The sequence below is a fragment of the Microbacterium paludicola genome, from assembly GCF_015235415.1.
GTDB lineage: Bacteria > Actinomycetota > Actinomycetes > Actinomycetales > Microbacteriaceae > Microbacterium > Microbacterium paludicola.
Window position 1 is genome coordinate 18,352 of record NZ_JADGLL010000033.1, and the last position, 13,655, is coordinate 32,006.

The following is a 13,655-nucleotide window of genomic DNA, read 5'->3' on the forward strand; positions in this document are numbered from 1 at the left end:
AGCGGAGTGAGCGTCAGCGACCACCGGTCGTGTGGCAGGGCCGCCGGCTTCGACTCGCTAGCGCTCGCTCAGCCCGTTTCGACTCCGCTGCGCTCCGCTCAACGACCGGGGGTGTCACTGCTCCCGGTCGTTGAGCGGAGTGAGCGCCAGCGAACGCAGTCGAAACGGGGTGAGCGACGAGCGCAGCGAGGAGTCGAAGCCATCGGCCGAGCGCCCGTGATTGCGCACGCGCGCCGCACTACCTCCCCTTCGAAACCGCCTCCCACAGGCCCTGGAGGTAGCTGGCGCCGAGGGCGCGGTCGTAGAGGCCGTAGCCCGGGCGGCCGGTCTCGCCCCAGATCATGCGGCCGTGGTCGGGGCGGATGAAGCCGTCGAAGCCCGCGTCATGGAAGGTCTTCACGATGTCGTACAGGTCGAGCGAGCCCTCCGACGACAGGTGCGCCGATTCGTAGAAGCGCCCCTCGTCCTGCCAGCGGATGTTGCGGATGTGCGCGAACGGCACGCGGCCCTCGCCGGCGAACTCGCGCACGATGTCGACGACGCTGTTGTCGGGATTGGCGCCGAGGCTGCCCGTGCAGAGCGTGAGGCCGTTGTTCGGGCTGTCGACGGCGTCGAGGATCCAGCGCAGGTCGTCGCGGTTCGACACGACGCGGGGAAGGCCGAACAGCGGGTGCGGCGGGTCGTCGGGGTGGATCGCCATCGAGATGCCGACCTCCTCGCACACCGGGATGATCGCCTCGAGGAAGTACTTCAGGTTCTCGCGCAGCACGGTCGCATCCACGCCGTCGTACTTGGTGAACAGCGTCCGCAGATCGGCGAGGCGCTCAGGCTCCCAGCCGGGCAGCACGAGTCCCGACGTCTCGCTCTCGTACTGGGCGAGCAGGCCCTCGGGGGTGATCGCCTCCGACACCGAGCGGTCGTACTGCATCGTCTTCGAGCCATCGGGAAGCTCGTACCAGAGCTCGGTGCGCAGCCAGTCGAACACCGGCATGAAGTTGTAGCAGATCACCGAGATGCCCACCGCGCCGAGGCGGCGGATCGTCTCGCGGTAGTTGTCGATGTACCGGTCCCGGGAGGGGAGGCCGATCTTGATGTCGTCGTGGATGTTGACCGACTCGATGACCTCGAGCGCGAGCCCGGCATCCTCGACCTGCTTCTTGAGCGCGCCGATCTTGTCCTCCGGCCACGCCTCGCCGACGGGAACGTCGTACAGCGCGCCGACGACGTCGCGCACCCCGGGGATCTGCCGGATGTGCTGCAGCGGGATCGGGTCGTCCTGGGCGCCGAACCAGCGGAAGGACATTCTCATCGGGTGCTCCTTACGAGTGGGCGAGGGAGAACAGGGCCGAGCGCACGGCGCCGGGGCCGTGCAGCAGCGAGCTGAGGTGGGCGATGACGGTGGGCGCGACTCCCGCCGCGACGAGATCCACGCCGAAGATGGACGCGTCCGTCAGGAACTCGCGCGCGGCCGTCGCCGTGCGCGGCTCACCGAAGCGCACTCCCGCGAGCCGCTCGTCGAGCTCGGCGAGCAGCGGATCCGGGCTGCGCTCGAAGGGCGCGCCCTGGTCGTCGACGGCGAGCAGGTACCGGATCCACGCCGCGATCGCGAACGGGATCCAGGTGAGCGACTGCGCGGATCCGGCCGCGACGTGGCGACGGATCGTCTCGCCGAAGCGGATGCCGACCTTCTGCGACGTGTCCGACGCGATCCGCTGCGGGGCATCCGGAAGCCCGGGGTTGGGCAGGCGCTTCTCGATCACCTCGCGGAGGAACGCGGCCGGATCCATCCCCTCCGGGGTGTCGACGACCGGCAGGCCCTCGACGGCCCCGACGCCCACCACCATGCGCCGGATGTCGGAGTCGCGCATCATCTCGGCGATGCGCGTGAAGCCCAGCAGGCACCCCGTGACCGCCATGGCGGTGTGGAGCGGGTTCAGGCACGTGCAGACCTTCATGCGGTCGGCGCGACCGACGGTCTCGCGGTCGCCGAGCACAACGCCGCCGCTCTCGAACGGCGGCCGGCCGTTGGGGAAGTCGTCCTCGAGCACGAGGTAGCTCACGGGTTCCGTGTTGGAGAAGGCCGCGAGCGGCCCGCCCGATGCGCGCTCGGTGATCCGCGTCGTCTCGAGCCCGAGGGCGGCGAGTGCCTCGCCGACCGCGGGCGAGGGGGCCGGGGTGATCCGGTCGACCATCGTCGAGGGGAACGTGGCCGAGCTTCCGTCCTGGAGCCATGACGCGAACGCGGCGGGCGCCCGGCCGTCCGCGGCCCACGCCTCCGCGACCCGATTCACGGCGGTCGCGAGCCGCTCACCGTTGTCGGAGAAGTTGTCGGTGCTGACAAGCGCGATGGGTGCGGCACCCGCCGCGAAGCGCGCGAGCAGCAGCGAGGCGAGCGCCGGGATCGCGCCGCCGGCACGTCCGGGGCCGCGTGCGACATCCTCATCCGAGACGATGTAGCCCTTCTCCGTCACGGTCAGCGTCACCAGCTGCAGCGACGGGCTCTCGAAGACCTCGGTCACACGCGCCCAACCGGCATCCGAGCCGAGATGGTGGCTCTCGGCGACCGACGCGATCACGGTGGGCTCGAGCGATCCGTCCTCCCGCATCACCGCGTTGACGAACAGGTCGTCGGTGGCGCGGGAGTTCTCGATCACCGCGGGATCGCGCAGGTTCGCGAGGATCACTCCGGTGTCGTGGCCGGCGTCGAGCATCCGCTGCGCGACGACCGCGTGCAGGCTGCGGAAGAAGTTGCCCGCCCCGAGGTGCACCCAGCTCGGCCGCTCCGCCGTCGCGGCGCGCATCGCGCGCACGTTGTACCGCGGCACGCCGAACCCCGCCGCCTCGAACTCGTCGAGGCGGTCGAGCGCACCCGCGTCCAGCACGAGGCTCACGTCGACACCAGCGGCACGTCGAAGCGGAAGTAGCGCACGGCGTTGTTGTGGAAGACGTCGCGCAGGATCGACTCGAGCGTCGCGTCGTTCGCGGGGAACTCCCCCGACTCGACCCACTGCGCGACGATGTCCACGACGATGCGGCGGAAGTACTCGTGGCGCGGGTACGACAGGAACGAGCGCGAATCGGTCACCATCCCGACGGCCGCGGGAAGGAAGCCGACCTCGGCGAACGTGCGGATCTGAGCCGCCATGCCGGCGATCGTGTCGTTGAACCACCACGCATTGCCGAGCTGCACCTTGCCGGGGATGCCGGCTCCGGGGAAGCAGGTGGCGAGCACCGCGAGCTGCTTGTTCTGGGCCTCGTCGACCGTGAACAGCAGCGTGCGCGGCAGGGCGTCGGCGGCCTCGAGCTCGCCGAGGAACTCGCGCAGCGCCTCGATCGGGCGGTCCTCGCCGATCGCGTCGAAGCCGGTGTCGTGCCCGATCCGCCGCATCGCGCGCGGGTTCGCGTCGCGCAGCGCGTTGAGGTGAAGCTCCATCACCCAGTCGCGCTGGTGGTACAGCGTCGCGAGACGCCGCATCAGGGCCCAGCGGAACGCCTCCACGTCGTCGGCGGCGAGCGCCTCGCCGCCGAGCCGGCGACGCAGGATGGCATCCGCCTCGGCATCCGTCGCGGCGCGCTTGGGGAAGATCTCGAGCGACTGGTCGGACACCGTGCAGCCGCGCTCGTCGAAGTACGCGATGCGCTGCTCGAGAGCCGCGACGAGGCCCTCGAAGTCGGAGATCGCCGCGCCCGTCGCCTCCCCCAGGCGCTCGACGTACGGGCCGAACGCATCGCGCTCGATGCGCAGCACGCCGTCGGGGCGGAAACCGGGGACGACGAGGGTGTCGAAGTCGGCGGCCTCGGCGAGGGTCGCGTGATGCTCGAGCGCATCGAGCGGGTCATCCGTCGTGCAGATGACCTCGACGCCGCTCGCCCGCACAAGGCCGCGGGCGCTGAACTCCGGCCGGCGCAGCTTCTCGTTCGCGCGCTCGTAGATGTCGCGCGCGCTGTCGGCATCCAGAACGTCGTCGATCCCGAAGTAGCGCTGCAGCTCGAGGTGCGACCAGTGGTGGATCGGATTGCCGATCGCCCGGCCGAGCACGCTCGCGAACGCGTGGAACTTCTCCCAGTCGTCCGCGTCGCCGGTGATCAGGCGCTCGTCCACGCCGGCGCCGCGCATCAGGCGCCACTTGTAGTGATCGCCCCCGAGCCACACCTCGGTGATCGACGCGAAGCGGCGATCCTCGGCGAGCTCCTGCGGCGACAGGTGGCAGTGGTAGTCGACGATCGGCAGGTCGGCGGTCGCGGCGTACAGGCGCCTCGCCGTCTCGGAGCCGAGCAGGAAGTCGGGGCCGAGGAACGGCCGGATGGCCGCGGCCGCGTCGGAAGGAGTGTCGAGCGCCATCGATCGCCTCACAGGTCAGAGGGGTTGTCCGTCACGAGTCTTGCGCACTTCAGCGGGCGACCGGATCGCCGCCCGCGACGAGTTCCGCGATGCCGCGCCGGGTGGGCATCATCTCCCAGTCGCCGTCGCCGCGGCAGGCGCAGGCTCCCGCCGCCGCCGCTGTGCGCATCCGGTCCTCGAGGCCGAGGCCGGCGAGGCGCTCGGCGAGGTAGCCGCCGACGAACGCGTCGCCCGCGCCCACCGTGTCGGCGACCTCCACGCGGAACGGCGGCTGCTCGTGCGCGCGGCCGTCGGCGAGCGCGTACGCGCCGCGCTCGCCGAGCTTGATGACGACCTCGCGGGGCCCGAGGTCCGCGATGCGCTGCGCCAGCTCGGCCGGTGCGCCCGCGTCGACCGCGATCGCTGCCTCGTCGTCGCCCGCGAAGACGATGTCGGCGAGGGCGATCGCCTCGCGGTACGCCGGCGCTGCCTCCTCGGCGCTCCACAGCTTCGAGCGGTGGTTGATGTCGAACGAGACGGCGGCACCGGCCTCCTTCGCCGCACGCGCCGCGGCGAGCACCGTCTCGGCGGACGCAGCGCTCAGGGCGAGCGCGATGCCCGTGAAGTGGAAGATCTGTGCCCCGGCGAGATGCTCGTGCGGCACGTCCTCGCGAGCGATCCGGCTGCCGGCGTTGCCGGCGCGGTAGTAGACGACGCGGGTGCGGCCGAGCGACGGGCGGTCCTTGATCATCAGCGCGGTCGGCGCGACCGGATCGACGCTCGCCTCGACCGTGACGCCTTCGCCGCGGATGCCCCGGATGATGCGGCGGCCGAACGCATCGTCGCCGACCCGCCCGATCCACGTGGCCTCGGCACCGAGCCGCGCGGCCGCGATCGCGACGTTGCTCTCGGCCCCGCCGAAGCTGACCGTGGCGTCGGCGGTGGTGTCGAAGCCTCCCGCCCGCGGCGAGTAGACGAGCGCGAGGCTCTCGCCGACGGTGACGAGCCCGCTCATGCGCCGTTGCCGCCCTCGGCGACCGAGCCCGCGATCTCGACCGACGCGCGGACGGCCTCCGCGACCGCATCCGCACCCTTGTCGAGCATCGCCCCCGATGTCAGCCAGCTGCCGCTCACGGCCGCGACGGCAGGGTGGGCGAGGTGCTCGGCGAGCGTCGCCTGCGAGACGCCCCCGGAGGGCATAAAGCGCATGTCGCCGAAGGCCGCGCTGAGCGCGTCGATCAGCGTGAGGCCGCCGAGGACGTTGGCCGGGAACAGCTTGACGAACCGCAGCCCGGCCTGGCGCGCGCGCAGCACCTCGGTCGCCGTGGCGACGCCCGGAACGATCGGGACACCGCGGCGCTGGGCGACCTCGACGATGTCGTCGGCGTAGCCGGGTGTGACGAGGAACTGGGCGCCGGCGTCGAGTGCCGCCTCCGCCTGAGCGGCGTCGAACACGGTGCCGGCGCCGACGATCAGCTCGCCGTGGGAGGCGAGCTCCCCGAGCGCCGTCATCGAGTAGGGAGTGCGCAAGCCGACCTCGACGATGTGCAGCCCGCCCCCGAGGAGACCGTCGCGCAGCGCGGCCGTCTGCGCCGCGTCGGCCGGGGCCGCGAGCGGCACGAGCGCCTGGCCGTCCAGCACGCTCGTCGTCGGGGTGGTGTTCATGTGGACCTCCGTGGCCGTCCCGTGGTTCCGCCAGGCGAAACCGAGTTCTATAATCCACTATACGAGCTCGGGGCGACAGCGCCAGGTGGGAGATGCGGCATGACGGACCTCAAGGAGCGCCTGAGCGCCGGCGAGAAGACCCTGGCCGTGCTGTCGGCCGCGCTCGACCACTCGCGCTTCAGCGACATCGTCGCCGCGACGGGGCTGCCGAAGGCCACAGTTCACCGCGTCCTCGCCACGCTCATCGCCACGAACTTCATCGCGGGGGACGGCGAGCGCGGCTACGGCGCCGGGCCCGCACTGCTGTCCCTGTCCGGCCGGGCGCTCTCCTCCGTCGACATCACCGACGTCGCCGCGCCGATCGTCGACCGCCTCGTCGCCGAGGTCGACTGCACGGTGCACGTCGGCGTCGCGACCGACAGCGAGATCGTCTACCTCATCCGCCGCGATGCCTCGAAGCCGTATCAGATGAAGTCGCGCGTCGGTCACGGGATGCCGCTCCACTGCACCGGGATGGGCAAGGCGGTGATCGCCTCGTGGCCCGAGGAGCGCGTCGCCGAGCTGGCATCCCGCGTGGGGCTGCCTGCCCGCACCCCGCAGACGATCACGACGCTGGATGCGCTTCGCGCGGAGCTCGCCCGGGTGCGCGCGCGGGGTTTCGCCACCGACCTCGGCGAGAACGAGTTCGGCACCGTCTGCGTGTCGGCCGGGATCCGGGACCACACGGGTGCGGTCACGCACGGCCTGTCGATCTCGTCGATCGAACTGGAGCATCCCGGCACGTCCATCGAGCAGTTCGCCGACGCCGCGATCGCCGCGGCCGCCGAGATCTCCCGCCTGGTCGGCTCTCCCGCCTGACGCCCGCACTCCCTCGAGTGATCGGCCCGCGTCTGCAAGGATGCGGGCATGCGCTTCCTCGTCCGCGTCGTGGTGAACGCGTTCGCCATCTGGGTCGTCACCCTGATCCCCGCACTGCAGGTGTCGGTGACCCCGTTCTCCCCGGGTGGCGACCTGCAGCTTGTGCTCACGCTGCTCGTCGTCGCCGCGATCTTCGCCCTGGTGAACACGATCGTCGGCACCATCATCAAGATCGTCGCCTTCCCGATCTATCTCCTGACGCTCGGGCTCATCTCGCTCGTCGTCAACGGGTTCCTGCTCTGGCTCACGGCGGTCATCACCGGCGCCTGGAGCTGGGGGCTGACCGTCGAGCACTTCTGGTGGGGTGTGGTCGCGGCGTTCCTGATCAGCGTCATCAACTGGCTGTTCGGGATCATCCTGCGGCCGCAGAAGAAGAAGGACTGAGCACTCACCCGGGCTCTCCCGTCCGGCTGATGTAGGAGTCGGACACCTGGCGCTCCGTCGCCTCGTTCAGTCGCGCCACCTCGTTGTGGAAGCCGGTGATCCGCGGGTCGCCGCTGGCGTCGGCATCCCGCGCGAGCTCGCGGTATCCCTCGAGCGCGTGCGGCTCGATCAGCTGGTCGAGGTCGCCGGGGTCGCCGAAGCCGGGGTGGTGCACGTCGCGGACGACGACGCTGCCGGGCCCTCCCGCGGCTCCGGGCACGCCCGCGCCGGCCAGCCCCGCGACGGGGTCGTCGTCATAGCGCAGCGTGATGTGTCGCGTCTCCTCGCCGAGCATCGCCTGCACGGGCGGGGCGACCGACACCACGGTGCGGAAGTCGTACGTCCCCTGCATCGCCATCCACTCGATGATCATCGCGCCCTGCGAGTGCCCGGCGCCGTGCACGATGTCGCCCGGCTGCGCTCCGGCGTTGCGCAGCGCCTGCTCGACCGCCCGGTACGACTCGCCCTCCGTCCGCCCATACAGGTCGAAGTTGGAGTTCCCGTCGAGGGCTTCGATGCCGTCCTCCTCGCCGGGGAGCAGGTTCCAGTCGCCGTCCTGCATCATGTCCTCGGTGCCGCGGACGTACACGGCGTACTCCTTGTGGCCGTCGGGGAACGTGTGGACCTCCACCCGCACGTTGGTGCGGGGGTCGTCGGGGATGCGATCCACGAAGTCGGCGACCTTCTGCGGGGGCCGCGCCTCGGCCTGCCGAAGGGCCTCGCTCTTTGTCGAGTAGTCCCCGGGAGTCGGATCCGGTCGCAGCGTCGATCCCGGCGGGATCACGCCGAAGCCGAGAGCGGTCACCGTGTCGAACACCTGCTGTCCCACCTCCCGAGGCGAGTTCGTGCCCGGCAGCCAGTCGGTGAGGTACGGCAGGCCGAGGGTGGCGTTGGCGAGGAGCTCGTCGTCCCAGTTCTCCTCCCGCTCGTCGAGCAGCGCCTGCGCCTCCGCGACGGGATCGCGGCCCGTGCCCTCGTACTGGGCGTGGATGTCGCCGAGCGCGTCCCCGCTCGCGCGCGCCGTGGGTGGCGCGTGGCCGAATCGCTCGATGTGCCACAGAGCGTCCGCGGCCTCGTACACGTCGGCCGTGTAGCGCAGCGCGGACGCGAGACCCGCCACGCGGTCGCGCAGCTCGACGGCCACCGTCGCCAGCCCGGCGCTGTCACTCGGTCCCATGGCGATGGGCGTCGCCCATTCGGCGGCACGCAGCGCGGCGTACGCCTGCTCGAGCTCGGCCACGGCGAGATCGACCTGCCCCGCCGCACCGCGCAGCGAGGCGGTGTCGACCCAGATCACATAGCCCGAGGCGATGTCGGACATCTCAGGGCTCCGGGACCACGCGGTCGGCGAACCGCAGGGCGCGGGCGAGCACGTCCTGGGCGGTCGCCGCGCACGATCCGGCGAGCGCGCTTGCGGTGACCCACTGCGCGAACGCCGCATCCTGGAAGGCGCGCGCGGCTGGCGCATCCCACGCGACCATCAGGCGCACGCCGGACAGGCGGTCGCTCGCCGCGGCCAGATGGGTCTGCGCCGTCTCCAGCGCCATGCGGGCCTCGACCGTCAGCGCGTATGCGTCTATCGATGTCATGCGTCAACTGTCCCGCCAGGGCCGTTCTTGCACCCGCGCTCATCCGCGGAACCGGGGCGACCGGGGCGGTGCGGCGCCCTGTGGACGACCCACCGCCGCGAGAGGGACCGCGGAGAGCGGCTGTGAGGAGCGCCCCGCGCGGGCAGAATGAAGCAATGACCGATCCGGATCCCTTCCGCGTCGTGTTCGTGTGCACCGGCAACATCTGCCGCTCCCCGATGGCCGAGGTCGTCTTCCGTGATCTCGCCGAGCGCGCCGGGGTGGCGGACCGCGTCCGGTCGACGAGCGCGGGCACCGGAGACTGGCACGTCGGCGAGCGGGCGGATCAGCGCACGCTCGCGGCGCTCGAGCGCCGCGGGTACGACGGATCAGCGCATCGCGCGAAGCAGTTCACGGTCACCGCCTTCCACGAAAACGACCTCGTGATCGCCCTCGACCGCACGCACGAGCGCATCCTGCGCCACTGGGCGCACCGCGAGGAGCACCGCGACAGGATCTCGCTGCTGACCTCGTACGATCCGGCTGCCGCCGCGCCGGATGTGCCCGACCCCTATTACGCCGACGACCGGGCGTTCGACGATGCGCTCGCTATGATCGAGAGCGCCAGCAGGGCGCTGTTCCGCCAACTCGAACCGGCGATCCGGCCGCCTCGATCCGCCCACTGACCCCGACCGGAGGTCCCGCGTGACCGCGCTTCCCCCCCAGCCCCTCAGCCCGCTCGACGGCCGGTACCAGGCCGCGGTCTCACCGCTCGGCGAGTACCTCTCGGAGGCGGGTCTGAACCGGGCCCGCGTCGAGGTGGAGATCGAGTGGCTGATCACGCTGACCAACCACTCACTGTTCGGCAGCTCGCCGCTCACGCAGGATGAGAAGCACCAGCTGCGCGCGCTGTACCTCACCTTCGGCCAGGCCGAGATCGACTGGCTCGCCGAGCGCGAGGCGGTCACCCGCCACGACGTGAAGGCCGTCGAGTACCTCGTGCGCGACCGCCTGAGCGCCCTCGGCCTCGACCGGATCGCCGAGCTCACGCACTTCGGGTGCACCAGCGAGGACGTCAACTCGCTCGCGTACGCGCTCACCGTCAAGCGCGCCGTGAACGACGTCTGGCTGCCGGCCTTCCGCGGCGTCATCCAGAAGCTGCGCGACCTGTCGCTCGAGCACGCGGATGCCGCGATGCTCTCCCGCACGCACGGCCAGCCGGCGACGCCCACCACCATGGGCAAGGAACTCGGCGTCTTCGTATGGCGCCTCGAGCGTGTGCTCGCGCAGGTCGAGCGCAGCGAGTACCTCGGCAAGTTCTCGGGCGCGACCGGCACCTGGTCGGCGCACCTCGCCGCGGCGCCGCAGGTCGCGTGGCCGAACATCGCGCGCGACTTCGTCGAGTCGCTCGACCTGACGTTCAACCCGCTGACGACGCAGATCGAGTCGCACGACTGGCAGGTCGAGCTCTACGACCGCGTCCGCCACGCGGGCGGCATCCTGCACAACCTGGCGACCGACATCTGGACGTACATCTCGCTCGGCTACTTCGCGCAGATCCCCGTCGCGGGGGCGACCGGATCGTCGACGATGCCGCACAAGATCAACCCGATCCGGTTCGAGAACGCCGAGGCGAACCTCGAGCTCTCGGGCGCCCTGCTCGCCTCGCTGGGATCGACGCTCGTCACCTCCCGCCTGCAGCGCGACCTGACCGACTCGACCACGCAGCGCAACATCGGCGTCGCGTTCGGCCACTCGCTGCTCGCGCTCGACAACCTCACGCGCGGCCTCGGCGAGATCTCGCTCTCGCGCGACGTGCTGCTCGCCGACCTCGACCAGAACTGGGAGGTGCTCGGCGAGGCGATCCAGACCGTCGTGCGCGCCGAGGTCACGGCCGGGCGCTCGACGATCAAGGATCCGTACGCGCTGCTCAAGGACCTCACCCGCGGCCGTCGTGTCGGCGCCGCCGATCTCGCCGAGTTCGTCCAGGGCCTCGAGATCGGCGACGAGGCGAAGCAGCGCCTGCTGGCGCTGACGCCGGCGACCTACACGGGCCTGGCCGAGCAGCTCACGCGCTCGAAGCTCTGAGCTCCGGGGTGGCCGCCGCGCCCTCATGCGTCGCGTGCGGCCCCGACGGATGCTCGCCCGCGTGGCGCGGGAACGGCATCCCGATACGCGCGCCGCTGACGATGTCGGCGACGTGAGCACGGAAGTTCGGGCAGTTCGAGATGTCGTGCGCCTGACACTCCATGGCGTGGCGGGCCATGGCACGCGAACGCTCGAGCGCAGCGATCTGCTCATCGATGTCGGCGAGGTGCGTCTCGAGGATGCGGTGCCGTTCCGCCGATCCGGTATCGACGAGAGCCCGGATCTGGTCGAGGCTCATGCCGGCGGCCTTGCTCGCGACGATGGTGGCGACCCGGTACGCGTCCGCCTCGCCATAGCGTCGCCGCCCCGCCGCGTCGCGCGCGGGCGTGAGGAGGCCGACGTCCTCCCAGTGCCGCAGCACGTGCGTGGCGAGACCGAACCGCTCGGCGAGTTCGCCGACGCTCCACGGAGTTGACTTCATGTCGACATGAAGTCACACACTCGTCTTCGGCGCAACTCGACCGCGCCGGAGAAGAGGGGATCATGTACGACGTCGCGATCATCGGCGGAGGACCGGCCGGCCTGCAGGCGGCACTGACGCTGGGCCGGATGCACCGCACGGCCGTGCTCATCGACAGCGGGCGATATCGAAACGCGCCCGTGGAGCACATGCAGAATCTCATCGGCTTCGACGGGCGCAGCCCCGCCGAGCTGCGCGAAGCCGCCCGGCGCGAGCTCGCGGCCTACGACACCGTCTCGACGCGCGCGGGCGAGGTCGTCCGCATCGAGGGGGCGGCCGGCGCCCTCGCGCTCACGCTCGCCGACGGCGACCGGATCGACGCCGGCCACGTCATCCTCGCCACCGGCGTCGCCGACGCGCTGCCCTCGATCCCCGGCCTGCAGTCCCTGTTCGGCACGGTCGCGGCCCACTGCCCGTTCTGCCACGGCCACGAGTTCGCCGGCACCACCGTCGGTCTGATCGGGATGAGCGACCACTCACCGCGGATGGCGGCGATGCTCGGCCCCATCGCCGCCGCGACGGTCGTGCTGTCGAACGGCGACCCGGTCGATCCGGCCGTCGCGGCTCAGCTCGAGAAGCGCTCGTCCTCCGTCAGGACCGAGCGGATCGCGTCGGTCGAGCCCGCCGGCGACGGCGCCCTTGTGCGCTTCGAGGATGGATCCACCCTCGCCGTCGGCGGGCTGCTGACCGCCACGGCGTGGCGTCAGTCGGCGCCGTTCGCCGAGCAGCTCGGCCTCGAGATGCACGCCTCGGGCGCGATCCAGGTCGACGCGTTCGGGCGCACGAGCGTCGCCGGCGTCTCGGCCGCGGGAGACGGCGCGGTCGGCCCGGGACTGCCAGGGCCGATGCACGCCGTCGGCCTGTCGATCGCCGCGGGACTCACCGCCGCGGCGATGATCGTGCAGGACCTCGTCGCCGCGGAACTCGCCGGCTGAGGCCGCCCGCGTCAGTCCTCGTCGTTCTCGTTCTGGTTGCGCAGCGCCTCGTCGTCGAGCAGCGCCAGGTCGGCGCGCGTGACGAGCTGAGACGTGACCGCGTACTCCACGAGGCGGGCGCGGCGGTTCGTGGCGAGCTTGCCCGGACCGCCGCGCAGGCCCTGCACGCCCATCCGGTCGAGCTTGTCGCAGACGTTGTCGAGCTTGCGGTTGAACTTGCTCATCGTCCAGCCGAGGCGCTGGGCCGCGGCGCTCGACGACGGAAGCTCGCTCATGCTCACGCCCTCACGGCGCAGCATCGGCTCGGCGAGCGCGACGATGAGCAGCTTCTGCAGCGGCGTGAAGCTCACCGGCATGACGGTGGTCTCACCGCTCATCGACGCCTCGATCTGGCTGGAGACGGCGTACTGCGCCTCCTCGGTGTACAGCGTCAGCTCGTACGTCGTGGGGCCGGCGGTGAACACGATCACGCTCTGCGCGAAGACGACGGGCATCCGCGCGCCCGGCGACAGCCACGACTGCACGGCGCCGCCCGCGCTCGAGATCGTCGCGGCCAGGCGCGATCCGACGTTCGCGAGCCACCACAGACCGTCGTGGTACTGGAGCTCGAGGAACTGCCGGTGAAGGTACTGGTTGTCGTCGATCTCGAGATCGCCCTCGCGGCCGATCACGAACGGACGCCCCGCGGGAACCTCGATCCATTCGCCGGCGAATTCAACCCGCAAAGGCGCGAATCGACCTGGCATCGTATTTACCTCGACCTCGTCGAACGCACCTGTCGACGGACTCATTTCTGTCACTTTTCCATCCCCCTTATGTGACATATTGCCACGCCGCGGGAAATCGCGTCGGCCGCGGGCGTCAGAGCACGTCGGCGAAGCGGTCGCCGAAGACGATCCTGTCCCCCGCCACCAGGCGCACCGGCGCGTCGGCCGGGGCCGCGATGACGCCACCCGCGCGCAGGATGCTTGTGCCGTTCGTCGACCCGTGGTCGCTCACAAAAAGGCCCTGAGCGTCGATGCCGATGGCGAAATGCGTCTTGGAGATCGAGCGGGTGTCGTCGGCGATCGGCACGAGATGCATCACGAGCTCGTCTTCCGCCGCGCGGGGCGCGCGCCCGACGAGGCCGGGCCCGTGGATGGCGACCACGTCGCCGTTGTCGAAGCGCAGCTGCCCGGCCGACGGCACCGGCGGGGCGGCGCGAGGCGGCTCGGGCG

At 71.2% G+C, this 13,655-nt stretch carries 15 protein-coding genes; 5 read left to right on the top strand and 10 right to left on the bottom strand.

What is annotated here, in order from left to right:
• Positions 1 to 238: 238 nt before the first annotated feature.
• From uxuA to IR155_RS11970, 5 genes are read right to left on the bottom strand one after another with little or no spacing between them, the layout of a single operon-like run.
• Complete coding sequence (gene uxuA / locus IR155_RS11950; RefSeq protein ID WP_135115049.1) at positions 239 to 1,309, bottom strand: mannonate dehydratase; 1,071 nt, start codon at positions 1,307 to 1,309, stop codon at positions 239 to 241.
• 10 nt (positions 1,310 to 1,319) lie between these two features.
• Positions 1,320 to 2,891 carry a mannitol dehydrogenase family protein gene (locus IR155_RS11955; protein ID WP_135115050.1) on the bottom strand — a complete coding sequence of 524 codons (1,572 nt, stop codon included), beginning with the start codon at positions 2,889 to 2,891 and terminating at the stop codon, positions 1,320 to 1,322.
• The gene (gene uxaC / locus IR155_RS11960; protein WP_135115051.1) at positions 2,888 to 4,342 is read right to left on the bottom strand and encodes a glucuronate isomerase; all 1,455 of its coding nucleotides are present in this window, start codon (positions 4,340 to 4,342) and stop codon (positions 2,888 to 2,890) included. Before uxaC ends, IR155_RS11955 begins: the two co-directional genes overlap by 4 nt.
• 49 nt (positions 4,343 to 4,391) lie before the next feature.
• Positions 4,392 to 5,336 carry a sugar kinase gene (locus IR155_RS11965; protein WP_135115052.1) on the bottom strand — a complete coding sequence of 315 codons (945 nt, stop codon included), beginning with the start codon at positions 5,334 to 5,336 and terminating at the stop codon, positions 4,392 to 4,394.
• Positions 5,333 to 5,986, bottom strand: coding sequence for a bifunctional 4-hydroxy-2-oxoglutarate aldolase/2-dehydro-3-deoxy-phosphogluconate aldolase (locus tag IR155_RS11970; RefSeq protein WP_135115053.1), 654 nt, complete (start codon positions 5,984 to 5,986; stop codon positions 5,333 to 5,335). Before IR155_RS11970 ends, IR155_RS11965 begins: the two co-directional genes overlap by 4 nt.
• A gap of 99 nt (positions 5,987 to 6,085) precedes the next feature.
• On the opposite strand from IR155_RS11970, the gene IR155_RS11975 reads away from it, so the two are divergent.
• Positions 6,086 to 6,844 carry an IclR family transcriptional regulator gene (locus tag IR155_RS11975; RefSeq protein WP_135115054.1) on the top strand — a complete coding sequence of 253 codons (759 nt, stop codon included), beginning with the start codon at positions 6,086 to 6,088 and terminating at the stop codon, positions 6,842 to 6,844.
• Between the two features lie 48 nt (positions 6,845 to 6,892).
• The gene (locus IR155_RS11980) at positions 6,893 to 7,288 is read left to right on the top strand and encodes a phage holin family protein (protein WP_135115055.1); all 396 of its coding nucleotides are present in this window, start codon (positions 6,893 to 6,895) and stop codon (positions 7,286 to 7,288) included.
• A gap of 4 nt (positions 7,289 to 7,292) precedes the next feature.
• Here IR155_RS11980 and IR155_RS11985 read toward each other — a convergent pair whose 3' ends face one another.
• Together IR155_RS11985 and IR155_RS11990 are read right to left on the bottom strand one after the other, a co-directional pair.
• On the bottom strand, positions 7,293 to 8,648 hold the full coding sequence (locus IR155_RS11985) for a hypothetical protein (protein WP_135115056.1): 1,356 nt from the start codon (positions 8,646 to 8,648) through the stop codon (positions 7,293 to 7,295).
• Between the two features lies 1 nt (position 8,649).
• Complete coding sequence (locus tag IR155_RS11990) at positions 8,650 to 8,916, bottom strand: hypothetical protein (protein WP_135115057.1); 267 nt, start codon at positions 8,914 to 8,916, stop codon at positions 8,650 to 8,652.
• A 155-nt stretch (positions 8,917 to 9,071) separates the two neighbouring features.
• Here IR155_RS11990 and IR155_RS11995 point away from each other — a divergent pair, with 155 nt between their 5' ends.
• Positions 9,072 to 9,581, top strand: coding sequence for a low molecular weight protein-tyrosine-phosphatase (locus tag IR155_RS11995; RefSeq protein ID WP_135115058.1), 510 nt, complete (start codon positions 9,072 to 9,074; stop codon positions 9,579 to 9,581).
• Between the two features lie 19 nt (positions 9,582 to 9,600).
• Complete coding sequence (gene purB, locus IR155_RS12000; RefSeq protein ID WP_135115059.1) at positions 9,601 to 10,983, top strand: adenylosuccinate lyase; 1,383 nt, start codon at positions 9,601 to 9,603, stop codon at positions 10,981 to 10,983.
• Here purB and IR155_RS12005 read toward each other — a convergent pair.
• A complete protein-coding gene (locus tag IR155_RS12005) occupies positions 10,964 to 11,464 on the bottom strand; it encodes a helix-turn-helix domain-containing protein (protein ID WP_135115060.1) in 501 nt (166 codons plus the stop codon). The genes purB and IR155_RS12005 overlap by 20 nt on opposite strands.
• Before the next feature lie 62 nt (positions 11,465 to 11,526).
• Between IR155_RS12005 and IR155_RS12010 the strand changes: the two genes are divergently transcribed.
• A complete protein-coding gene (locus IR155_RS12010; RefSeq protein WP_135115061.1) occupies positions 11,527 to 12,438 on the top strand; it encodes an NAD(P)/FAD-dependent oxidoreductase in 912 nt (303 codons plus the stop codon).
• An 11-nt stretch (positions 12,439 to 12,449) separates the two neighbouring features.
• Here IR155_RS12010 and IR155_RS12015 read toward each other — a convergent pair whose 3' ends face one another.
• A complete protein-coding gene (locus tag IR155_RS12015) occupies positions 12,450 to 13,184 on the bottom strand; it encodes a hypothetical protein (protein ID WP_406916804.1) in 735 nt (244 codons plus the stop codon).
• Between the two features lie 115 nt (positions 13,185 to 13,299).
• A partial coding sequence (locus IR155_RS12020) for an FHA domain-containing protein (protein WP_135115062.1) occupies positions 13,300 to 13,655 on the bottom strand: 356 nt, incomplete at its 5' end.

What these genes read in the sequence shown, in the direction of transcription:
- IR155_RS11970 (WP_135115053.1), bottom strand. Translation starts at nt 5,986, where the DNA reads ATGAACACCACCCCGACGACGAGCGTGCTGGACGGCCAGGCGCTCGTG.
- IR155_RS11975 (WP_135115054.1), top strand. Translation starts at nt 6,086, where the DNA reads ATGACGGACCTCAAGGAGCGCCTGAGCGCCGGCGAGAAGACCCTGGCC.
- IR155_RS11980 (WP_135115055.1), top strand. Translation starts at nt 6,893, where the DNA reads ATGCGCTTCCTCGTCCGCGTCGTGGTGAACGCGTTCGCCATCTGGGTC.
- uxuA (WP_135115049.1), bottom strand. Translation starts at nt 1,309, where the DNA reads ATGAGAATGTCCTTCCGCTGGTTCGGCGCCCAGGACGACCCGATCCCG.
- IR155_RS12015 (WP_406916804.1), bottom strand. Translation starts at nt 13,184, where the DNA reads ATGCCAGGTCGATTCGCGCCTTTGCGGGTTGAATTCGCCGGCGAATGG.
- IR155_RS12010 (WP_135115061.1), top strand. Translation starts at nt 11,527, where the DNA reads ATGTACGACGTCGCGATCATCGGCGGAGGACCGGCCGGCCTGCAGGCG.
- IR155_RS11965 (WP_135115052.1), bottom strand. Translation starts at nt 5,336, where the DNA reads ATGAGCGGGCTCGTCACCGTCGGCGAGAGCCTCGCGCTCGTCTACTCG.
- IR155_RS11985 (WP_135115056.1), bottom strand. Translation starts at nt 8,648, where the DNA reads ATGTCCGACATCGCCTCGGGCTATGTGATCTGGGTCGACACCGCCTCG.
- uxaC (WP_135115051.1), bottom strand. Translation starts at nt 4,342, where the DNA reads ATGGCGCTCGACACTCCTTCCGACGCGGCCGCGGCCATCCGGCCGTTC.
- IR155_RS12005 (WP_135115060.1), bottom strand. Translation starts at nt 11,464, where the DNA reads ATGAAGTCAACTCCGTGGAGCGTCGGCGAACTCGCCGAGCGGTTCGGT.
- IR155_RS11995 (WP_135115058.1), top strand. Translation starts at nt 9,072, where the DNA reads ATGACCGATCCGGATCCCTTCCGCGTCGTGTTCGTGTGCACCGGCAAC.
- IR155_RS11990 (WP_135115057.1), bottom strand. Translation starts at nt 8,916, where the DNA reads ATGACATCGATAGACGCATACGCGCTGACGGTCGAGGCCCGCATGGCG.